Origin of the sequence: Streptomonospora wellingtoniae (genome assembly GCF_031845375.1) — a bacterium.
Classification (GTDB): Bacteria; Actinomycetota; Actinomycetes; order Streptosporangiales; family Streptosporangiaceae; genus Streptomonospora; species Streptomonospora wellingtoniae.
In genome coordinates this window covers 333,979-355,464 of record NZ_JAVREK010000003.1, presented here as the reverse complement: position 1 = coordinate 355,464, position 21,486 = coordinate 333,979, and the positions used below count along the sequence as shown (strand labels likewise).

The window sequence follows — 21,486 nt, the reverse complement described above, 5'->3', positions numbered from 1 at the left end:
CCTCCCCTCTGCGCGCCCACGACACCGCACGGTTCCAGCGTCGCCGCGGAGATCGCGGCCGGTGTCCCGCTCCATCGCCCCCGATCGGCACGAAGCGGGGCTCTGGTCGGGCCTGCCACCGGCGCGGCCTGCGCGGCATCCCGGAGCAGCTCCGGGAGCTCGGAGTCGCGTCCGCACCGCCCGCTAGGGGCTTTGTGCCCTGGGCGCGATCCCATGTCTCCGACTCTAGCGTTTTACCGCGCGTTTGCACATGCATAAACGTGTGCACGTGCATATGTAGTTTCCGGTTTTCCGGATGTAGGAGCGGCGGTCCTGGTCAGCCGCGGTCGGTGCGGCCCGAATGCCGAGTGACCCACTGGGCGATCTGCGTGCGCGAGTTGAAGCCCATCTTGCGGTTGATGTTGGCCAGGTGGCGCGCGACGGTGGCCGGCGCGATGACCAGCCGCTCGGAGATGGTGCGGTTGCTGCACTCCTCGCCGACGAGCCGGGCGATCTCGCGCTCGCGGCGGGTCAGGGCCTTCTTCGGCGGTGCGGAGAGCGGGGCGGGCGCCGGGCGGGGCCGGGGCAGGCGCCCGGAGTCGGCGATTCCGGCGGCCAGGTCCACCGCGTCCTCGACACCGAGTCGGCGGCCCTCCTCCCATGAAGAGCGGAGCTCCCCTCCGCAGTCGATCCCCGTGACGTCGACCGCCAGCGGGAAGCGCGGCGAGCCGAAGCCGGACCAGCCGCTGGACTCCAGCAGCGCCGAGGCCGCGCCCGCGCACCGGGCCGCCTCCTCGCGCATCCCCTGCTGGTCGGCCACGCCGGCGATCGAGGCCAGCGTCTCGGCCAGCCCGCCGCGCTGGCCGGTGGTGTGGCAGAGATGCAGGCTCTCGCCGAGGTAGTCGCAGGCCTGGGTGACCGACCCCAACCGACGGGCGACGCGGCCGACGCCAGCGAGGCACGCCGCCAGCTCAGCCGCGGCGCCGATGGTGCGGTGGATGTCCATCGCCTCGCGGTAGCAGCGGTCGGCGGTCTGCACATCGCCGTGCGCTTCGGCGGCCGCGCCGTGGGCCATCAGCGTGGAGCCCACACCCCAGCGGTGGTCCATGCCGCGCATGATCATCAGCGAGGTGTTGAACCGCGTGTCGGCCTCGGCGAAGGAGCCGTCGCGAGCCGCCATCGACCCCTGCAAGTTGAGCGCGAAGGCCTCGTTCCACAGGTCGCCCGTGGAGCGTGCCAGCTCCAGCACGCCGGCCACGTGCCGGCGGGCGGCCCCGGCGTCGCCGCGGACGCCGGCGATCAGCGCGAGGAGGTTCTCAGCCAAGCAGGCCGTGGTCCAGTCCTCCGCCGCGCGGCAGAGGTCCGCACCGGCGCGCGCCATCGCGGCGGTCTCGTCGAATCGCTTCCGCGGCCAGGCGAGCTCGGCCAGGTAGACCAGGACTCGGCCGCGCAGCGCGCCGACGGCCGGGCCGCCGTCCTCCGGCTCGGCGCCGGCCGCCGGCCCGTCCGGATCCGCCTCTGCCGCCGACAGGAACGCCGCGTACCACTCCTCGCCCTCGGCGAACTGGCAGGAGGTGAACCACAGCGGCCGCATCCCGGCGCACAGCCGCAGCCCGTCGCGCACCCGGCCGTTGCGCACCGACCAGTGCAGGGCGGCACGGATGTTGTCGTACTCCGAGGCCGCCCGGTCCCAGTAGGCGAACCGCTCCCGCCACGGCATCGCCCGGCTCGACTGCGCGATGCGGCCGAGGTCCTCGGCGACCGCCAGCATGCGGGACGTGTGGCGGGCGCGAATGCGCTCGTCCTCACCCGCCTCGGCCAGCCGCTCGCGGGCATGCTCGCGCACGGGAGCGGGCAGCCGGTAGCGCACCCGGTTCAGGTGCTCGCCGGTCAGCGTGATCAGTGAGCGGTCAAGCAGCGCCGAGAGGAGGTCGAGCACGTCGTTCTCGGCCAGCAGCGGCTCCTCGGCGCAGACGCTCTCGGCCAGCTCCAGGCACCAGTTCGGAAAGACCGAGAGTCGGCGCAGCAGGACGCGCTCGGGCATGCTCAGCAGCGAGTGGCTCCAACCCACCACCGCGTCGAGCACCAGGGAGCGCGGCGCGCCGTTGCGATCCGCGCCGGCTCCGGCGCCCTCAAGCGCCGCGGCCAGTCCCGCGTCGATGCCGGCGGCGTCGACGCGCCCCGCCCATGCGGCGGCCAGCTCCACGGCCAGCGGTACACCGTCCACCCTGCGGCAGATGCGGTTCACGGCGGCCAGCTCCGCGGGGGAGGAGGCGTAGTCGGGGACCGCGGCGCGCGCCCGCTCCAGGAACAGCCGCACCGCGCAGTCGGCTGCGGGCTCGGCGCCGTCGGCGGGGGCCCGGACGGGCAGCGGAGGAACCCGCCACACGGTCTCGCGTCCTACGCGGAGCGGTTCGCGCCCCGTCACCAGCAGCGACACCGAAGGGCAGGAGGTTGCCAGCGCCCCGGCGATCTCGGCCACGTGGTCGGCCACACCGTCGATCCCGTCGAACACCAGCAGCAGGCTGCGCCCGCGCAGCGCGTCGCCGACGGTCTCCAGCGGATCGCGGCGGCCCTCCTCCATGACGCCCAGCGCGCCGCAGAGCCGGGCGGCGACCTCGGCGCGGGTGGAGACGTCGGCGAGCGCCGCCAGCCACACGCCATCGCGGAAGGACGCTGTGGCCTGGGCGGCCAGGCGCAGGGCGAGCCGGGTCTTGCCGATCCCACTTGCGCCGGTGAGCGTGAGCACGCGATCGGTTTCCAGCAGCCTGAGCAGTTCGCTCAGATCGCGGTCGCGGCCGATGAGGCTGTCGGATTCAACGGGGAGGTTCTGCCGCGCGGGCGCGGTCTGAGTTGCCATGGCCTTCACGCAGTAGGCGGTTCGGGGGGCCGCGCTCACCTTGCCTGGAGGTAAGGCGGATTGGGGTAGGAGGTCGTGCGTGCTCGTGCCTTGGGCTCTGTCCTATTAGGTGCACTCTCGGTATGCAAGCGATACGGCGGAATCGGCTCCGCGGCGATCCCTTCGTGCAGGTGGCGGCGCCGGAGACGGGCGCGGGGCGGGCGCCGGGAGCGGCTCAGCGCTCCAGTCCGTGCTCCTCCACCCACGCCGCGAGCTGCGCACGCGAGGTGATCAGCAGCTTGCGGAAGATGTTGGCCACGTGGCGGGCGACGGTCGCCTGGCTGATGGTGAGATGGTCGGCGATCTGTCGGTTGGACATCGACTCGCCCACCAGCACGGCGATCTCGCGTTCACGGCGCGTCAGCAGCGAGGGCAGCGGCCGGCGCGGCGCGGGGAAGGAGACGGCCTGCTCGACCACGTGGTCCAGCGACAGCGCGCGCCAGGCCTTCCACGCCTTGTCCGCGACGTCGCTCGGCAGGATGTGCTCTGCCTTCCGGTAGAGGCGCTCGGCGCGCGGAGAGGGCTGCTGCAGTGCCGTGTAAAGCCGGGCGGCGACGCCGGCCAGCGACGCCGCGCGCTCGGGCTGCTCCTCGGTGAGCGCGAGCTCGGCCAGCGCCTCCAGCGCCCGCGCCATCGCGCCGCGCCGGCCTGCCGCTGAGCTGATGCGCAGGGCGCCCGAGAACAGGCGCCGCGCGCCGGAGATGTCGCCGCGCGCCAGTTCCAGATAGCCCATGGACGCCGAGCAGCGGGCGGTCTGGGGCGCCACGCCCATCTCGGTGAGTATCCGCAGCGCGCGGTCGAGCAGGCGCGCCGCGGTATCGAGTTCGCCGCGCTGGGTGGCGAGCACGCCCAGCCCTTGGAGGCAGCGCGCCACGCACCAGCGGTCGTCCAGGCGCTCGCCCGCGGCGACACTGCGGTAGAGGTACTCCTCGGCGATGCTGGTGTCGCCGCGCCTGCGGGCCAGCCGCCCGAGCGTGCCCAGCGCGTAGACCTCGGTGAAGTGGTCGCCCGCCTGCTCGGCGGCAGCCAGCGCCATGTGCGCGTGGCCGGTGGAGGCGCCGTCCTCGCCCGTGCGCAGCGCCGCCGCGGCCAGGACTCCCAAGGCGACGGCCTCGGCCGGGGTGTCGTCGCATTCGCGTGCGTTCTCCAGTGCGGAGGCGGCGATGGAGGCCGCGGTGCCCGCGCCCTCGACCTCCAGGCACAGCTCTGCGTGCACGGCGAGCGCGCGGGCGCGTACCCGGGCCGGCTGGGACTCGGGGGAGATCCACAGCAGCTGACGCAGCGACCGGGTACCGTCGACGAACAGCCCGCGCGCGAACCAGTAGGGGCGCAGGGCCACGCACAGGCGCAGCCCCGCTTCGGCGCGGCCGTTGCGCTGCGCCCAGGTGAGCAGGCGGGCGGTGTTCTCGCGGTGGTGGTCGAGCAGGTACAGCAGCTCCAGCCGCCGCGCCCAGGGCAGCGGCCGGGCGATCGCGGCGGCCATCGCCTCCGCCCGGCCGACCGCCTCGTCCAGGCAGCGCTGCCAGCAGTCCTCCTCCTCACCGGCGTCGGCGAGCCGCTCGGCGGCGTAGGCGCGCACGGATTCGGGCAGCCGGTAGTAGACGGCGCCGCCGAGTTCGGTGTCGAGTACGACCAGCGACTTCTCCTGCAGCGAGGACAGCAGTTCCAGCACGTCGCCGGGATCGACGCCGCCGTGCCCGCACACCTTCTCGGCCTGCTCCAGGTTCCAGCTGCCGAACACGGTGAGTCGGCGCAGCAGCACCTGTTCGGGGTGGCTGAGCAGGTCGTGGCTCCACTCCAGGACCGCGCGCAGCGTCCGCTGCCGAGCGGGCAGTGCGTCGCCCGCCGCGACCAGCAGCCGGAAGCGGTCGTCGAGGCGGTTGAGGATCTGCTGGACGGAAAGCATCCGCACCCGGGCCGCGGCGAGTTCGATGGCCAGCGGCACTCCGTCGAGCATCCGGCAGATCTTGGCGATGTCGTCGGTGTTCTCGGCGGTCAAGCCGAAACCGGGGCGGGCCTGCTGCGCGCGGGCGGCGAAGAGGCGCACCGCCTCGTAGCGCCGGGCGTGCTCGGGCGGTGCGGGCCGCGCGTGGGTGCCGTCCTCGCGGAGCCGCGGCGGCGGCAGCGACAGCGGGGGCACGCGCCATACGGTCTCACCGGGCACGCGCAGCGGCTGGCGGCTGGTCGCCAGGATGTGCACTCCCGGGCAGGCGGCGAGAACCTGGCGGCACAGGTCCGCCAGCGGCGCAACCGCGCGCTCGCAGGTGTCGAGCAGCACCAGCGCGCGCTTGTCGCGCAGGTCGGTGATAAGGGCGTCGAGTGGCGGCTTCTCGCTGTTCTCCAGTACCCGCAGCGAGCGGGCCACGGCACGGACCACCTGGTCGGGAGAGGCAGTCTCGCCGAGGTCGGCGAAGCGGACGCCGTCGGCGAAGCGCGGCTCCGCCAGTTCGCTGACCCGCACGGCCAAGCGGGTCTTTCCCATTCCGCCGCTGCCGGTGAGTGAGACAAGCCGGTTGCCGCCGACGACCCTGCAGAGGTCGGCGACGTCGCGCTCGCGGCCGATGAGTTCGCCGGCCGCGCGGGGCGGGGAAGGGCGCGGGGTGGTCATGGCCTCGTCCACTAGGCGTCCGCGTCGTCGTAGCCGCGCCGGGGCGCGCGGAAGCACCCACGCTGGCGTCGGCCGTGCTCAGCAGTCTTGCACGCGGGTGGGTGCCTGTCTTGGGAATGGCCGGTTCCGGCACAGCCGGTGAACAGGCGCGCATAAGCCGCCCGGCGGTGCTACCGGGCGGCGTCGGGGGAGCGCTCCCCGACTCCTCAGCGCCTCGTCAGCTCATCGGCGCCGGCCCGGTCAGGGGCGCCACCGGGCGGGGTCGGCGGTGTCCTGATCGCCGCTGCCGAGGTCCTTCACCTCGTGGTCCCGGCCGTCTTCGAACGGGGGGAACCAGACGTAGGGGATGCCCTTGCGCGAGGCGTACTGGATCTGCTTGCCGATCTTGGCCGCCTGGTGGAACACCTCGGTGTTGATGCCGCGCCCGCGCAGCAGCGCGCCGGTGCGCAGCGCCTCGCTGCGGCGCTCGGCCGAGGGCACCGCCACGAGCACGTCGGTGGGGCAGGAGCGCCCGGGCGCGATGCGGCCCTCGGCCACGAGCTTGGCGAAGATGCGCGTCAGCCCGATGGAGATGCCCACGCCCGGCAGGCGCCGCCGGATGAACTGCCCGGCCAGGTCCTCGTAGCGGCCGCCCGCGCAGATGCTGCCGTAGCCGGGATCGTCGTCGAAGGAGGCCTCGTAGACCGTGCCGGTGTAGTAGTCCAGCCCGCGCGCGACGGACAGGTCGGCCACCACGCTGCCCGCGGGCAGGTCGGCCAGCGAGTCCAGGACGAAGCCGAGCTCCTCCAGGCCCTCCTCCAGCAGAGCGGACTGCACGCCCAGCCGCTTGACCTCGGTCACCACTGAGGCGTCGGCGCCCTTGACCGAGGCGAGCTCCAGGCAGGCCGCCGCCTGCTCCCCGCTCAGGCCCGCCTGCTCCACCAGGATCGCGCGCACGCCGTCGGCGCCGACCTTGTGCAGCTTGTCCACGGCGCGGATGACCGCGATCGGGTCGGCGATTCCCAGGCCCTCGTAGAAGCCCTGCAGCACCTTGCGGTTGTTCACGTTGACGGTCCAGGCCGGCAGGTCGAGCCCGGTGAGGACCTCGTGGACGATGCGCGGAAGCTCGGCGTCGAAGTGCAGCGGCACCCGGTCGACGTTGATCACGTCGATGTCGCACTGGGTGAACTCGCGGTAGCGGCCCTCCTGCGGGCGCTCTCCGCGCCACACGCGCTGCATCTGGTAGCGCTTGAACGGGAACGTCAGCTCGTTGAAGTGCTGGGCCGCGTAGCGCGCGAACGGCACGGTCAGGTCGAAGTGCAGCCCCAGCCGGGCGTCGGAGCCGTCCTCGGCGTCCTCCTGCAGCCGGTGCAGGGTGTAGACCTCCTGCGAGGTCTCGCCCTTGGCCATCAGCACGTCGAGGGCCTCCACCGACGGGGTCTCGACCGAGGCGAAGCCGTAGCGCTCGAACCCGGTGCGGATATGGTCCAGCCAGGCCTGCTCCACGGACCGGATCTCCGGCGACCACTCGGGGAAGCCGCTGATGGGTGTCGGGCGGAGGACGCGCTGGTCGGACATGGGTTCGGGTGGCTCCTTGCGGCCGGTAGTGGGATCAGCTCAATGGTAGGCCCTCCGCGCGGTCCGGACGGACCCCCGGCCCGGCCGCATCCCTGGGCAACCGGCCCGGCGTGCTACCCGGCGGCCGGAGCCTCGGACGGGTCGGGCGCCTCGGCGGCCAGCGCCGACAGGGCCGCGGTGAAGCACTCGGCGGGCGGGGTCACCAGGCCCGCCCCCACCTGGCCGGTGCCGGGCACGCGCCCGGCCATGCCGGTATTGATCTGCGGCAGGATTCCCGTGCGCACCACCCGGGTCACGTCGATGCCGGTCGGTGCGCCGCGGAAGTCCAGGATGGGCAGCTGGAAGGCGGGGTTCTCCTCCAGCGTGATCTCGTACATGCTGCGTGTGGTGCGCAGCGCGAAGCCGGCGTCGCCGCCGACGAAGCGCACGATGGCCGGCGCTGCGGCCATGGCGAAGCCGCCCAGCCCGCAGGTTTCGGTGATGGTGGAGTCGCCGATGTCGGGGTTGGCGTCGCCGGGGCCGTAGGAGCCCAGGAACAGGCCGTCGGGGGTCAGCGCGGGCGCGGTGAACCATCGGTCGCCGCAACCGGAGACCTGGATGCCGAAATCCGTGCCGTTGCGCGCCATCGCCACCACCGCGGTCGAGCCCGGGACGCCGCGGGCGGCGTCGGCCATGAGCTTGGCGGCGGGCATGGCCAGGTTCAGGAAGAAGTGGTCGTTGCCGCCGATGAAGTCGGCCGCGGCGGCGACGTCGGAGGCGGGCGCGCCGACCGCCAGCAGGTCGGGCAGCAGGGCGCGCAGCAGCATGAGGGTGCCCGAGCGGTTGCGGTTGTGGCCCTCGTCGCCCATCTGCAGCATCTGGGCCAGCACCGCGCCGAGGTCGAGGGGGCCGTGCGCGCGAACCGCGTCGCGCAGCAGAGGGCCGAGCACCTCCGACATCCAGCGCAGCCGCTCGACGACCTCCGGGCCGTAGGCGCCATAGCGCAGCACCGCGCCCAGCCCTTCGTTGAGCGAGCACCACGACCGGCGGCCGGTGTCGGCGTCGGCCACCTCGAACACCCACATCGAGGGGCTGACCACGCCGGCCATGGGCCCCACCGCGCCGCGGTGGTGGCAGGGCTCCAGTTCGGCCCCGCCGCGCCGCAGGTCGGCCTCGGCCTGTTCGGGGGTGTCGGCGAGCCCTTCGAAGACCGCCGCGCCCATCAGCGCGCCGCGCAGAGGGCCCGAAGCGCGCTCCCAGTCGACGGGCGGCCCGGCGTGCAGGAACGAGCCGGGGCTCAGGCCCAGCGCTTCGCCCGCCGGACGCACGTCCACCAGGAGGGGGCGCACGGCGAGGAGCCGGCGCATTGCCTCGGCGTTGGCTTCGGCGCGGCGCGGGTCGGCCATGACGCGCACCAGGTCCGCCGCGGTGTCGCCCTCCGGACCGGCCATCGGCGGGCGGAACTCGGTGCCGGTGACCGGCACGGCCTGGGCGGCCAGCGCATCCGACAGCAGCCGCGCGCCGGTGGCGACCACGACAGGGTCGTCGGTGAGGAGTCGGGACGTGCTCATCGCATCCTGCCCTTCGCGAGGCGCCGCGCGGGTCGGGCGGCGCCGTTGTCGGTTCCCGCGGGCGGCGGCACGGCGCGGTCGGCCATCAGGCGGGCTCCGCGCCGGAAGCGAGCGCGGCCGCGCGGCGGGCGGCGGCGGAGTTGGCCAGGTAGACCTCGGCTCCGGCCCGGCGCAGCCGCTCGGCCTGCCCGGCCGTGCCCTGCACGTCCGCCTCCGCGCCGCAAAGCGAGACCACGACGTGCGGCCGCCGCGGGCCGGCCGACTCCAGCGCCGCGGCCAGACCCCCCGCCGGGTCCGGGTGGGCGCCGTGGCCCAGCACGACGTCGGCCAGCACCGCGGCGGTGTCCGGGTCGGCGAGCGCTTCGGCGACGTGCTCGGTGCGCAGCGCCGGGTCGATCATCGGATGGGGGCGGTCGAGGGTGAAGGCGTCCTCGCCGAAGTCGACCACCAGGTGCCCGGGTGCCCGCGCCTCGGCGGGCGTGGCGGCGAAGGCGACCGGGCCGAGGGTACGGGCGGCGACGGCGGCGGCCTCCTGGGCGAGCGTGCCGCCGCAGAAGAGACCGCGCAGCGCTCCCTCGCGACGCGGGGGAACGCTGTCCGGCAGCCACCGCGGCCAGTCCGGCGGCTCGCCTCCCGCGGCGGCCGCGACCTCGGCTACCGCCGCGGCGATGTCGGACTCGCCGGTGCCCACGAGCACCGTGTGCACCGGTGTCGCCGACCGGGCGGCCAGCCGGTGCACCTCCTCGGCGACCGGGGGTGCGGGAGGCTTGGACACCAGGACGATCCGCTCGGTGGCGGGGTCCTCGTCGAGCATCCGCAGGGCGCGGCGGGTCGAGATCCCGCCGACCTCGGCGGAGAGGTCGCGCCCGCCCACGCCCAGGCAGTGGCTGATCCCCGTTCCCGCCGCGTCCAGCAGGCACATCACCTGTTGTGCGCCGGTGCCCGATGCCGCGACGACGCCCACCGGTCCCGGCCGCACCGCGTTCGCGAATCCGAGGCCGGCTCCGCCCACCATCGCGGTGCCGCAGTCGGGGCCCATCACCAGCCGGTCCAGGCCTTCGGCGGTGCGCTTGAGCGCCGCCTCCTGCTCGACGGGCACGTTGTCGCTGAAGACCAGCACGTCCAGCCCGGACTCCAGCGCGTCGAAGGCCTCGGCGGCGGCGTAGCGGCCGGGCACCGACACCAGCGCGACCGTGGCCGGGGTCCCGTCCGCGGCGGCGCGGCGGACCGCGGTACGAAGGGTGCGCGGCGGCGCGTCGGCGGGCGCGGCGCCGTGACCGCCCGCCGACATCGCCGCAAGCTCGGCATCGGCGGCGGCCAGCGCCCCGGCCAGCGTCTCCTCGTCGGCGCGTACCGCGATCAGCAGGTCGTCGGGGCCGGTGCCTTCAGGTGCGGCGGCACCCATGTCGGCGAGGATGCCCAGGTTGAGGTCGGTGGCCATGGCCACCAGTGCCGCCTCCACCCCGGGCAACGCGGCCACCTCGCGGGTGACGCGCATCAGCGCCACCGAGTCGCGGTAGGCGCCCTTGCGTACCTCGACCCGCACCGCGGTCGCCGGTTCCGTGGTCATGGACTGCTCCCTGTGTCGTGGATACCGGCGCTGCGCAGCGCCGCGCGGGCGCCGGCGGAAAGACCCAGCGCCAGGTCCGTGCCGGAGGTGTGGCCGATGGCGCGCAGCGCTCGCAGGGCGGGGGCCAGCGGGGCGTGGCCGGAGAGGGCGTCGAGCACGCCGACCGCCTGCGGGCAGGCCCGGCCGGCGGCAGCGTGGCGCAGCAGGTCGGCGGAGAGCGCGGTCGTGGCCGGCGCCGCGCGCCGCGCCGCGGCGGCGAGGGCGTCCGCTGAGGCCGGTGCGCCCAGGTGGCGGGCCGCGAGCAGGTAGCCGCAGAGGATGTCGTCGCCGCTGGGAGTGAGCCCGGGGCCTCGGCCGACCAGGTGCAGGCAGGCCTCCTCGGCTGCGCCGGGGCGCGCGAGGTCGTCGTCGAGCGGGGCGGCGGCCGCGGCGGGCAGGCCGCCCGAAGCGCCGCGCAGGGCCCGGTCGAGCTCGGCGGCGGCCGCGGCCAAAGGGCCGGGTCGTGCGGGCCGCGGCGTGCGGGGACGCCACCACCGGCCCGCGCGGACGGTACGCGGGCCGGTGGGGCCGTCGAACTCCGCGGAGCATCGACCGATGCGGACCGACGTCGCCGAAGCGACGTCGGCGAACGGCCCCACGCTCTGCGTGTCGACGAGGACCAGCCCGTTGGGCAACCGGACGGCGTCTCGTGCCAGGAGAGCGATCACCGTCGCCTCGTGCGGGCCCTCGGTTTCAAGGTAGACCGCCAGACGTGACACGCCCAGTATCCGCGACGGCCGAAATGGGCCGCTCACAATGTCATAAAGCGCGGACGAGGCCGCGGCGGGCCACGCGCGCCCCGCGGAGCGGTCGTGCCCGGGCCCGGGCGTGCCGCGCGCACCGTCCGCCCGCGCGCCCTCGCCCGGGCCCGGTGGTCCGGTGCCCGGAGCCGATACCGCGAACGGCGGTCCGGCTGCCATGGCCCCCTCCCTTCACGCCTCCGCGGGCCGTATGCCAGCGCACCCGCAAGCCGACGCTACGGGCGGGGGCTATCGTCGACCCATGGAAAACGTTGCCAACGATGGGGGCCGAGCTGGACAGGATCTGCCTAGCGCCGACCCTGTCCGCACGGCGAGCACGTTGGCGCGGGGACTCTCCGTGGCCGATGCGCTCAGCCTCTCGAGCCTGGCCGGCACCGAGGTGCTGGCGGGCGCGAGCGGCCTGGACCGGGTGATCCAGCGGCTCAACGTCATGGAGGTCCCCGACATCCTGCCCTGGGTGAAGCCCGACGAACTGCTGCTGACCACCGGCTACCCGCTGCGCAGCGCGGGCGACCTCGCGGGGCTCGTTCGCGAGCTGGACGGGCGGGGGCTGGCCGCGGTGGCGATCAAGCTCGGCCGCTACGTCGACACCCTGCCCGACGAGGTACTGCGCACCGCGGACGCGCTGGGGCTGCCCCTGCTGCGGCTGAGCCGTGCGGTGGCATTCGACGACGTCCTCAACCAGCTGCTCACCGACATCCTCAACCGCCAGGCCGCCACCCTGGCGCGCGCCGAAGAGGTGCACCGCGTCCTGGTCGACGTCATCCTCGCCGGGGGAGGGCTGGCGGCGATCACCCGGAAGCTGCCCGAGCTGCTCGACGGCGGCGTCATGGTCACCACACCCGACGGCCGCGTACTGGCCCGGTCGGGGATGGACGAGGAGCTGCTCGCCGACCCGGTGTTCTTCGACACCCGCGGGGGCCGGTTCCGGGTGGAGGACTTCAAGCACGGCGCACGCGCGCTCGACGACGAGGAACCGCGCGTAGTACAGGTGCCCGTGCTCGCCGGCAGCCTCGACCACGGCCGCGTGGTACTGATCACCCGCGGCCGCAGCGCCGAGCCCGCCGACGTGCACTTGCTGGAGCGCGCGGCTGCCACCGCTGCGCTGGTCATCACCCGCGACCTGGCGGTGGCGGCGGTCGAGGGCAAGTACCGGGGCGACTTCCTGCGCGACCTGCTGGCCGGCCGCGCCGGCGGCGACGAGCACGTGATCAGTCACTGCGCGAGCCTGGGCTGGGACATCGACCGCCCGCTGGTGGTCGTCGTGGCCGAGCTGGACGGCGAGGCGGGCTCGCCGGTGCCGGCGGCGGGCGAGCTGCGGCCGGCCCACGAGCGCTTCGCCGGGGCCTGGAGCATGGTCGTGCGCGAGCGCGACCCGGGCGCGGCGGTGGTCGGCTACAGCCAGGAGGTGGTGGTGCTCATGGGCGCCGAGGGCGCGCCCGGCGGGCCGGGCGCGGGGCCGGGCCGCCAGGTCCGCCAGGCGATCGCCCAGGTCGCCGGCGACGGGGGAGGAGGGCGGCGGCCCTTCGCGACGGGGATCAGCCGGGTGGCCGAGCGTCCGGGGGACCTTCCCCACGCCTACGATCAGGCCCGCCAAGCCGCGCGCGTCGGCCGGCGGCTGAGCGGGCCGGGTGCGGTGGCCGAGTTCGACGACCTCGGGGTCTACCGGCTGCTCAGCCAGATCCCGGACACGGCCGAGCTGCGCTCCTTCACCGAGGAGGTCCTGGGCGAGCTGGCGCGGACCGGATCGCCGGAACAGGACGACCTGCGCACCACGCTGGAGACCCTGCTCGACAACAACCTCAACGTCGCCGAGACCGCGCGGCTGCTGCACTTCCACTACAACACCCTGCGCTACCGCATCGGCAAGCTCGAACGCATGCTCGGACCGTTCAGTACCGACCCCCATCTGCGCCTGAACCTCATGGTCGCCCTGCGCGCCGTCCGCATGCGCGACCTGCGCGGCTGACGCGCCGCCCATCCGGGCCCCGCCGCCGGCCGGGTGCGGCGCGGCGGGCGGGACCCGGGCCGGTGGGGGTCAGGCCTGGGGGAAGGAGACGTCGCTGCAGGCGTAGAACACCTGGTCGTAGTGGCTTGCCTGCCAGATCATGTAGACGACGTGGTGGCCGGTGCGGCCGGGTGCGCTCACGTCGATGTCGATGGAGACGCCGTTGAGGGACTCCCCGTCGGAGGGCGCGCCCTCGCCCGGCGGGATGGTTCCGGTGTCGGCGAGCAGTTCGAGGTCGTCCCAGGCCAGGCGCTGGGTCGTGGGGTCGAAACCCTCCTCGGTGACCAGGATGCGGATGTAGTCGGCTCCGTGCAGGGCCTGGTCGTGCACGGTGACGGTGAAGTCGTTCTGCACCGGCGTGGTGTGCCAGGGACCGGGCTCGTCCAGCGCGGCGTAGCGGTCCCCGCCGGTGCGTCCGGCGCTGCAGAGTTGGCCGTCGGGGATGGCGCCTCGGTGATCGCCGCCGACGTTCTCGCGGTAGAGGCCGTTCCAGTTCCACATCGCGGTGCTGTCGGCCTGCCAGGCCTGCCAGCACATGGGGTCCTCGGTGGCCATTTCGGGGTTTTGGAAGTCGTCGCCCCAGCGCTCCCAGCAGCCGTAGTTGCGCGATGCGGGATCGACGGTCGAGCCGTGGGCGAAGGCGCTGCCGGTGAACAGGGTGGTCAGCGCGAGCGGGACGACGGCGCCGACGACGAGGGTCCGCCGGAGGGCGGTGCGGACCGGTGAGGAGCGGCGCGGCGGGCGGGCGGGCGAGGGGGATTGCGCAGACATGAGTCCTCGAAGCGGTTCGACGATGGGCAGAGGATGCGGCCTCGACCCGTCGGGCCCATATCACGCGGACCCGCATCCTAATCCCGGCACGGTCGGCCATCAAGAGGGTGCGGACGGTGTTCGCGCGCTCTCCGCGGAAGCCGGGTCCGCGGACGGGGCGCCGATGTACCGGCCCGTGCTCCGCACCGCACGGGCATCGGTTACCGCTGCGCAACCGGTCGGCGACGGCGCTGTCACACTCCTGTGCCGGACTGTGGGAGCACATGCGGCCGGTGCCGGATCCGCGGTGCCGCCGCGCCAACGACCGGGCGGTGCTTTGGCAGATATCGCCAGTGCCGCCGCCCGGGACGGGCTCTATGGTTGCCCGGAAGTGAACTTGATCACGTAGCGGTGACCCGCCCGAACCGAGCGCGTGCCCCGCACGGGCGCGCCCCGCGCCCCGGCCGCAACGGACACGTCACACCTGGAGGCCCCCAGTGAACCTCGGCTTGCGGTGGAAGCTCTACGGCGACGGCAGCGCACCGCCTCCCGGAGAGGTGGTGCGCCCTCAGGAGCGCCTGTCGTGGGGGCGCACGACGGGACTGGGCGCTCAGCACGTCGTCGCCATGTTCGGTGCGACCTTCGTCTTCCCCGTCATCATGGGCCTGGACCCCAACCTCGCCATCATGATGTCGGGCCTGGCCACCATCCTCTTCCTGCTGATCGTGCAGGGCCGCGTGCCGAGCTACCTCGGCACCAGCGCCTCGTTCGTGGCCGCCGCGGCCGCGATCTCGCCCGGAGGCGCCAACCCCGCCCTGCTCACCGGTGCCATCATGGTCGCCGGCCTGGTGCTGGCCCTGTCCGGCATCGTCATCCACCTGCTGGGCCCCAGGGCCGTGCTCGCCGCGTTCCCGCCCGCGGTCACCGGCGCGGTCGTGATGCTGATCGGCTTCAACCTCGCCCCGGTGGTGGCCGAGAACTACTGGCCCTTCGACCAGTGGGTCGGGCTGCTCACCATGGCGTTCGTCATCCTGGCGACCGTACTGCTGCGCGGCTTCCTCGGCCGCATCACCATCCTGCTCGGCCTGGTCTTCGGCTTCGTGCTCTCGTGGCTGTTCGACCTGGCGTTCGGCGCCGCCGCGCTGCCGGAGGGCCAGGGCGGCGGGGCCGCGCCGCGCGTGGACCTCTCCGCCGTCGGCGAGGCCGCCTGGATCGGCCTGCCCGACTTCCATGCGCCCGCGTTCCAGGCCTCCGCCGTGCTCGTGGCGCTGCCCGCCGTCATCGCCCTGATCGCCGAGAACGCGGGCCACGTCAAGGCCGTGCAGGAGATGACCGGCGAGGACCTCAACCCCTACATGGGCCGCGCGATCTTCGCCGACGGGCTGGCCACCAGCCTTGCCAGCGCGGTCGGCGGCTCGCCCACGACGACCTACGCCGAGAACATCGGCGTCATGGCCGCGACCCGCGTCTACTCCACGGCCGCCTACTACGTGGCCGCGGTCGTGGCGGTGCTCTTCGGGCTCTGCCCCAAGTTCGGCGAGCTGGTCGCCGCCACCCCCTCCGGCGTCCTGGGCGGCATCACCGTGGTCCTCTACGGCATGATCGGCCTGCTCGGCGCGAAGATCTGGGTGGAGAACCGGGTCGACTTCGGCAACCCGATCGTGCTGGTCCCCCTCGCAGCCGGGCTGATCGCCGGCATCGGCGGTGTCAGCCTGCGCATCACCGAGGGCTTCGCGCTGGAGGGCATCGCCCTGGGCACGATCATCATCCTCGCCGGCTACCACCTGCTCCACCGCCTGGCGCCGCAGAGCATGCGGCCCGCACCCGGCGGCGGCGCCGGAGTGCACAAGCCCGACGCCGGCGCCGGAGTCGTCCTGGGCAGCGGCGTCGACGCCGTGTCCGGCGACGACGCGGAACACGGCAGCACTGGCGCCGGTGAGACGGGGAAGGAAGAGCGTGAGGGGGGAGGCGCCGACGACTGACCCCGGGCCGCCGCCCGCCCGCAGCCCGCCGCAGGCCCGAGGCTTGCCGCGAGAGGAGATCCGTGAAGCCACCGCCGTTCGCCTACCACGCGCCCACCGACCTGGACGAGGCCGTCGGCCTGCTGGCGGAGGCGGGCGAGCAGGGCAAGATCCTGGCCGGCGGGCAGAGCCTGATCCCGCTGCTGAACATGCGCCTGGCGTCCCCGCGGGTCGTCGTCGACATCAACGGGGTCGCCGGGCTGGACGGGATCGGCACCGATTCCGGCGGCGTGCGGGTCGGTGCGCTGGTGCGCCATTCGCAGCTGGAGGCCGACACCGCCGCGGCCGAGGCCGTGCCGCTGCTCCGGCAGGGGTTGCGGCTGGTCGCCCACCCGGTGATCCGCAACCGGGGCACCACCGTGGGCAGCATCGCCCACGCCGACCCCGCCGGCGAGATGCCCGCCGTGCTGGCCCTGCTGGACGGTGCTGTCGAGGTTCGCGGCCCCTCCGGATCGCGCACGGTGCCCGCCGCCGCGTTCACGACCGGCCCGATGGAGACCGCCCTGGCGCCCGGCGAGATCGCCGTTGCGGCCCGGTTCCCCCAACCCGCACCCGGCACCGGTACCGCGTTCGTCGAGATCGCGCGGCGCCACGGTGACTACGCGCTCTGCGGCGCGGCCGCGGCGCTCACCCTGGACGCCGACGGGCGCGTCACCGCCGCCCGATGCTGCCTGATATCGGCGGCGCCCGTGCCCCTCGTGGTCGACCTGACGCCCGACCTGTCGGGCACCCGGGCGCTGCCCGGCGAGCTGGACGAGGCCGCCGCCGCGGCCGCCGAGCGCACCGACCCCGAGGACGACATCCACGCGAGCGCCGGCTACCGCCGCCATCTCGCGCGGGTCCTCACCGGGCGCGCCCTGGCCCGGGCGGCCGCCGCTTCTCCCGCTGCCACAGCCGCCACCGCCGCCGACACCGGAGCGACCCGATGACCGAGGAACAGCACGAGATCCGGCTGCACGTCAACGGGGTCCGCTACAGCGCGCGGGTGCCCGCCCGCCGCCTGCTGTCGGACTGCCTGCGCCACGATCTGAGGCTCACCGGCACCCATGTCGGCTGCGAGCACGGAGTCTGCGGCGCCTGCACCGTCCTCGTCGACGGGCAGCCGGCGCGCTCCTGCCTGATGCTGGCCGTCGGCGCCGCCCGGTACGACATCACCACCGTCGAAGGGCTGGCCGCGCCCGACGGCACCCCGCACCCGGTCCAGCGCGCCTTCTCCGAGTGCCACGCGCTGCAGTGCGGGTTCTGCACACCGGGCTTCCTCACCCTGGTCGCCGCGTACGTGCGGGACAACCCCGACCCCGGCGAGGACGACGCCCGCGAGGCCGTCACCGGCAACCTGTGCCGCTGTACCGGCTACCAGAACATCGTCGCCGCCGTGCTGCGCACCGCCGAGATCGTCCGCGAAAACGGCGCCGACGTCCCCGAGGCGCGCCGCCCCGACGAGCGGGCGGATGCGGCGGACGACGCGCAGCCCGCCGCATCCCCGAAGGAGGGAGGCCGCCCGTGAGCACCCGCATGTTCGGCGCGCCCGTCCAGCGCAGCGAGGACGAGCGCCTGGTCGCCGGCCGCGGCGCGTTCCTGGACGACCTGGGTGCCGGCGCGTGCGCCGCCGCGTTCGTGCGCAGTCCGCACGCCGACGCCCGCATCCTCGACATCGACGCCGCCGAGGCGGTCGACGTCGACGGCCTCATCGCCGTCTACACCTATGAGGACCTCTCCGGCCCGATGGCCGAGCCGCTGCCGCTGCTGATCCCGCACCCCTCGATCGTCGACGGCCGCACTCCCTACCCTCTGGCCCGCGAGTACGTCCACCACGTCGGCGAACCCGTCGCCATGGTCGTGGCGCACGACCGCTACACCGCCGAGGACGCCGCCGCCCGCATCCGCGTCGACTACGAGGTCGGCGGGCCCGTGGTCGGCATTGAGGCCGCGGCGGCCGCCGAGCGCACCGTGCACGAGGGCATGGCCGACAACGTCGCCGCGCACCTGGTCCAGGAGGTCGGCGACGCCCGCGCCGCCATCGGCGCGGCCCCCAACTCCCTGGAGTTGGACTTGGACATCGAGCGCTCGGCCGCCACTCCGCTGGAGGGCCGCGGCGTCTACGCCCGCTGGGAGCCCCCGACCGGCTCCACCGGCAGCGACGACGGTCGCCTGCGCGTCTACAGCTCCACCCAGACCGCCACCGGAGTGCGCGCCGCGGTGGCCGCCAAACTGGAGTTGGCGCTGGGCCAGGTCGAGGTGGTGGTGCCCGACGTCGGCGGCGGGTTCGGGGTGAAGATCGTGCATCCCTGGCCCGAGGAGGTCATGGTCCCCTGGGCCGCCCGCCGGCTGGGCCGCGAGGTCGCATGGGTCGAGGACCGCCGGGAGCACTTCATCGCGGCCGCGCACGAGCGCGCGCAGCGCCAGCGGGTGCGTGTCGGCTTCGACGACAGCGGGCGGCTGCTCGGCCTGGACGTCGACATCCTGCACGACAACGGCGCCTATCTGCCCTACGGCGTGATCGTGCCCATCGTGACCTCCACTCAGCTGCTCGGCCCCTACAAGCCCGGCGCCTACCGCGTGGAGTTCCGCAGCCTCTACACCAGTACGGCCATCGTGACCCCCTACCGCGGCGCCGGCCGCCCTCAAGGGGTCTTCGCGATGGAGCGCACCATGGACGCGATCGCCGACCACCTGGGCCTGGACCGGCTGGCGGTGCGCGCCGCCAACGTGATCACGCCCGCCGAGATGCCCTATGACCAGGGCCTGCTCTTCCAGGACGGTAGGCCGCTGATCTACGACTCCGGCGACTACCCGCGGATGCTGGAGATGATCGGCGAGCTGGTGGACTGGCCCGGCTTCGCCGAGTACCGCGAGCGGGCCCGCGAGGAGGGCAGGCGCGTGGGCATCGGCGTGGCCTGCTACGTCGAGGGCACCGGTCCCGGGCCCTACGAGGGCGGCCACGTGCAGGTCGAGACCAGCGGAAAGGTGCGCGTGGCCACCGGCCTGACCAGCCAGGGCCAGGGGCACGGCACGATGCTCGCCCAGGTCGTCGCCGACGAGCTGGACGTGCCGCTGACCGACGTCGAGGTCACCACCGGCGACACCCGGCGCATGGGCTACTCGGTCGGCACCTTCGCCTCACGCGGTGCTGTGACCAGCGGCAGCGCGGTCGCGCTGGCGGCCCGCCGGCTCAAGGAGAAGGCGCTGCGGATCGCCGCCGACGCGCTTGAGGCCGACACCGGCGACCTGGAGTTCTCGCAGGGGCGGATCCAGGTCAAGGGCAGCCCTGCGCACCGCGTCGAGCTGGGTACCGTCGCGGTCCTGTCCAACCCGCTGCGCTATGCCTTCGACGCCGCGTCGGCCGCGGCCACCCAGTTCAGCGGAGGCGGCGACCCCGACCGGCCGCCGGTGGCCGAAGGCGACGCGCCGGGCCTGGAGGGCACCGACTACCACTCGCCGCTGCGCTGCACCTTCGCCAACGGCGCCCACGCCGCCGTCGTCGAGACCGACCCCGACACCGCCGAGATCCGCATCCTGCGCTACTGCGTCGTCCACGACTGCGGCAACCTGATCAACCCGCGCATCGTCGAGGGGCAGGTGCACGGCGGCGTCGCCCAGGGCGTCGCCGGTGCGCTGTACGAGCGCATGGTCTACGACTCCGACGGCCAGCTGCTCAACGCCTCGTTGATGGACTTCCTGATGCCCTACGCCAGCGAGATCCCGACCGTGGAGATCGCGCACATGCAGACGCCCAGCCCGCTCAACCCGCTGGGCGTCAAGGGGGCGGGCGAGGCCGGGGTGATCCCCGCCTCGGCGGCGCTCGCGGCTGCCGTGGAGGACGCCGAGGGCTTCCGCGTGGCCCGCATGCCGATCTCGCCGCCGGAGCTGTTCGAGCTGCGCCGCCGCCACGCCGCAGGAGACGCGCGCGTCCCCTCGGTCCCCGTCCGCGCCTCGCCCGTCGGCGCACCCGGCGCCGCGCACCGCCGGGCCGGGGAAGAGCCCGGCGGATCCGTGAATCCCGACCCGTCCGTCCCGTCCGCGAGGGAGCCCCGTTGAAGATCTCCGGCAGCGCCACACTGCAGGCACCCGCGCAGCGGGTCTGGGACCGCATGCTCGACCCCGAGGCGCTCGCGCGGGCGATTCCCGGATGCGAGAGCCTGGAGCGCGTCGGCCCGGACGAGTACCGGGGCACCGTCAGCGCCGGAGTCGGCTCGATCAAGGGCACCTTCCAGGGCGGCGTGCGGCTGTGCGACCTGCGGCCCGCGGAGTCGCTGACGATGCGCGCCCAGGGCTCGGGCGCTCCCGGCACGGTCACCGCCGAGATCGGGGTGCGCCTGGCGGACCTGGGTGACGGGCGCACCGAGCTTTCCTACGACGCCGACGCCGTAGTGGGCGGCATGGTCGGCGGCGTCGGGCAGCGCATGCTCGCGGGCGTGGCCAAGAAGATGGCCGGGGAGTTCCTGGGCCGCCTCGGCGACGAGGTCGCGGGGCGCCCGGCGGGCTCGGGACCCGCGCCCGAGGCGGCTACGTCGGCGCCCGCGCCCGGCGCCGCCACCGTGCCCGCCCCGGCCGCGACGGTCGTCCCGGCCGCGACGGTCGGCGACGGCGCCGCGGCGTTCGTGCGGGGAGCACTCTTCGGCGCCGCGGCCGCGCTCGCGGGCGTGGCTGTAGGCGCTTGGGCGGGGCGCCGGGCCCGCTGACCCCTGCGGCTCCGGGCGTGCCGCGGGTATTGCGTGTGTCACCGGCGCTGCGCCCAAGGGCTCCGGCGCCGAGCTGCAGCGCGGGCGCCACACGTCCGTGATCACGTCCTTTCGGGCGTGGAACGCCCCGCAGGCAAAGGATTCGGGTCTTTTGCGGCACGTTGTCGCACTCTCGTGACCTGCTGCCGTAGTCGAGTGGTCACCGGACGCCGCCGGGCGGTGCTAGGTTCACTGCGTGGTGTCCGAGAGCCACGGCCAGGAGCCGCAATCTCCGTAGTCGCAGGCGTTTCCGCATCGTCTGACACCTTCCGCCACGAACATCCTGCTTTGCCCCAGCGTCGCGAGGGAGCCGAGATCCACGTGAGTGAAGCACCGAAACTCTCTACGAAGATCATCGTCGCCGGCGGTTTCGGCGTGGGGAAGACGACCTTCATCGGCGCCGTCTCGGAGATCCCGCCCGTGCGCACGGAGGCGGCGGTCACGGCCGCCAGCGCGGGCATCGACGACCTCTCCCACACCCCCGACAAGACCAGCACGACGGTGGCCATGGACTTCGGCCGCATCTCGCTGGAGACCGACCTGACCCTCTACCTCTTCGGTACACCGGGCCAGCAGCGGTTCTGGTTCATGTGGGACGACCTGGTGCGCGGCGCCCTGGGTGCGATCGTGCTGGTCGACACCAGACGCCTGGAGGACTCCTTCCAGGCGCTGGACTACTTCGAGAAGCAGTACCGGCTGCCCTTCCTCGTCGCGCTGAACTCGTTCGGCGGCGACCCCGGGCACTCGACGGAGGACCTGCGCGACGCGCTCGACCTCAGCCCCGAGGTCCCCATCGTGCGCTGCGACGCCCGCGACAAGAACTCGGTGGTCGAGGTCCTCGCCGCGCTGGTGCGGCACGGCATCGCCATGGAGGCCGCGCAGCGCAACGGGCAGCGCGGCCAGCTCGTGCGCTGATCGCGCGGGCCCGCGAAGGGCGTGCCGCCGCACGGAGATCCCGGCATGCCAAGCGCTGCGAGCTCTGCCGACCCGATCCGCGCCGTGTGAATGGGGCCACAGGGAACC

At 74.2% G+C, this 21,486-nt stretch carries 14 protein-coding genes; 7 read left to right on the top strand and 7 right to left on the bottom strand.

The annotated features are described in order from the left end of the window. Positions 1 to 316: 316 nt before the first annotated feature. The 6 genes from RM446_RS05110 to RM446_RS05085 all read right to left on the bottom strand — a co-directional run bounded on the left by RM446_RS05110 (position 317) and on the right by RM446_RS05085 (position 10,921). Positions 317 to 2,839: an ATP-binding protein gene (locus tag RM446_RS05110; protein ID WP_311543932.1), complete on the bottom strand. Its 2,523-nt coding sequence runs from the start codon at positions 2,837 to 2,839 to the stop codon at positions 317 to 319. Positions 2,840 to 3,053: 214 nt separating this feature from the next. After that, positions 3,054 to 5,486, bottom strand: coding sequence for an ATP-binding protein (locus RM446_RS05105; RefSeq protein WP_311543931.1), 2,433 nt, complete (start codon positions 5,484 to 5,486; stop codon positions 3,054 to 3,056). A 240-nt stretch (positions 5,487 to 5,726) separates the two neighbouring features. Then, a complete protein-coding gene (gene hisS, locus RM446_RS05100) occupies positions 5,727 to 7,043 on the bottom strand; it encodes a histidine--tRNA ligase (RefSeq protein ID WP_311543930.1) in 1,317 nt (438 codons plus the stop codon). A 113-nt stretch (positions 7,044 to 7,156) separates the two neighbouring features. Beyond that, positions 7,157 to 8,593, bottom strand: coding sequence for a YlbE family protein (locus RM446_RS05095; protein WP_311543929.1), 1,437 nt, complete (start codon positions 8,591 to 8,593; stop codon positions 7,157 to 7,159). 85 nt (positions 8,594 to 8,678) lie between these two features. Continuing rightward, a complete protein-coding gene (locus tag RM446_RS05090) occupies positions 8,679 to 10,163 on the bottom strand; it encodes an FdrA family protein (protein WP_311543928.1) in 1,485 nt (494 codons plus the stop codon). Continuing rightward, positions 10,160 to 10,921, bottom strand: coding sequence for a DUF2877 domain-containing protein (locus RM446_RS05085; protein ID WP_311543927.1), 762 nt, complete (start codon positions 10,919 to 10,921; stop codon positions 10,160 to 10,162). The genes RM446_RS05090 and RM446_RS05085 overlap by 4 nt, the downstream gene beginning before the upstream one ends. A 379-nt stretch (positions 10,922 to 11,300) precedes the next feature. On the opposite strand from RM446_RS05085, the gene RM446_RS05080 reads away from it, so the two are divergent. Beyond that, positions 11,301 to 12,932 (top strand): PucR family transcriptional regulator, encoded by a 1,632-nt coding sequence (locus RM446_RS05080; protein WP_311543926.1) that lies wholly within the window; start codon positions 11,301 to 11,303, stop codon positions 12,930 to 12,932. A 69-nt stretch (positions 12,933 to 13,001) separates the two neighbouring features. Here RM446_RS05080 and RM446_RS05075 read toward each other — a convergent pair whose 3' ends face one another. Then, a complete protein-coding gene (locus RM446_RS05075) occupies positions 13,002 to 13,742 on the bottom strand; it encodes a lytic polysaccharide monooxygenase auxiliary activity family 9 protein (RefSeq protein WP_311543925.1) in 741 nt (246 codons plus the stop codon). Between the two features lie 476 nt (positions 13,743 to 14,218). Between RM446_RS05075 and RM446_RS05070 the strand changes: the two genes are divergently transcribed. From RM446_RS05070 to RM446_RS05045, 6 genes are all read left to right on the top strand, one after another. Then, positions 14,219 to 15,703: a uracil-xanthine permease family protein gene (locus RM446_RS05070; RefSeq protein ID WP_311543924.1), complete on the top strand. Its 1,485-nt coding sequence runs from the start codon at positions 14,219 to 14,221 to the stop codon at positions 15,701 to 15,703. Positions 15,704 to 15,765: 62 nt separating this feature from the next. Next, entirely contained in the window at positions 15,766 to 16,671 is a 906-nt protein-coding gene (locus RM446_RS05065; protein ID WP_311543923.1) for an FAD binding domain-containing protein, read from the top strand. Next, positions 16,668 to 17,249: a (2Fe-2S)-binding protein gene (locus RM446_RS05060; RefSeq protein WP_311543922.1), complete on the top strand. Its 582-nt coding sequence runs from the start codon at positions 16,668 to 16,670 to the stop codon at positions 17,247 to 17,249. Before RM446_RS05065 ends, RM446_RS05060 begins: the two co-directional genes overlap by 4 nt. Continuing rightward, positions 17,246 to 19,780, top strand: a complete 2,535-nt coding sequence (gene cutA, locus RM446_RS05055) for an aerobic carbon-monoxide dehydrogenase large subunit (protein WP_311543921.1) — start codon at positions 17,246 to 17,248, stop codon at positions 19,778 to 19,780. The genes RM446_RS05060 and cutA overlap by 4 nt, the downstream gene beginning before the upstream one ends. Further along, the gene (locus tag RM446_RS05050; protein WP_311543920.1) at positions 19,777 to 20,424 is read left to right on the top strand and encodes an SRPBCC family protein; all 648 of its coding nucleotides are present in this window, start codon (positions 19,777 to 19,779) and stop codon (positions 20,422 to 20,424) included. Before cutA ends, RM446_RS05050 begins: the two co-directional genes overlap by 4 nt. 360 nt (positions 20,425 to 20,784) lie before the next feature. After that, positions 20,785 to 21,378: a GTP-binding protein gene (locus tag RM446_RS05045; RefSeq protein ID WP_311543919.1), complete on the top strand. Its 594-nt coding sequence runs from the start codon at positions 20,785 to 20,787 to the stop codon at positions 21,376 to 21,378. Positions 21,379 to 21,486 lie beyond the last annotated feature (108 nt).

Coding starts and splice junctions, on each gene's coding strand:
- RM446_RS05110 (WP_311543932.1), bottom strand. CDS start 2,839: ATGGCAACTCAGACCGCGCCCGCGCGGCAGAACCTCCCCGTTGAATCC.
- RM446_RS05060 (WP_311543922.1), top strand. CDS start 16,668: ATGACCGAGGAACAGCACGAGATCCGGCTGCACGTCAACGGGGTCCGC.
- RM446_RS05090 (WP_311543928.1), bottom strand. CDS start 10,163: ATGACCACGGAACCGGCGACCGCGGTGCGGGTCGAGGTACGCAAGGGC.
- RM446_RS05075 (WP_311543925.1), bottom strand. CDS start 13,742: ATGTCTGCGCAATCCCCCTCGCCCGCCCGCCCGCCGCGCCGCTCCTCA.
- RM446_RS05105 (WP_311543931.1), bottom strand. CDS start 5,486: ATGACCACCCCGCGCCCTTCCCCGCCCCGCGCGGCCGGCGAACTCATC.
- RM446_RS05095 (WP_311543929.1), bottom strand. CDS start 8,593: ATGAGCACGTCCCGACTCCTCACCGACGACCCTGTCGTGGTCGCCACC.
- hisS (WP_311543930.1), bottom strand. CDS start 7,043: ATGTCCGACCAGCGCGTCCTCCGCCCGACACCCATCAGCGGCTTCCCC.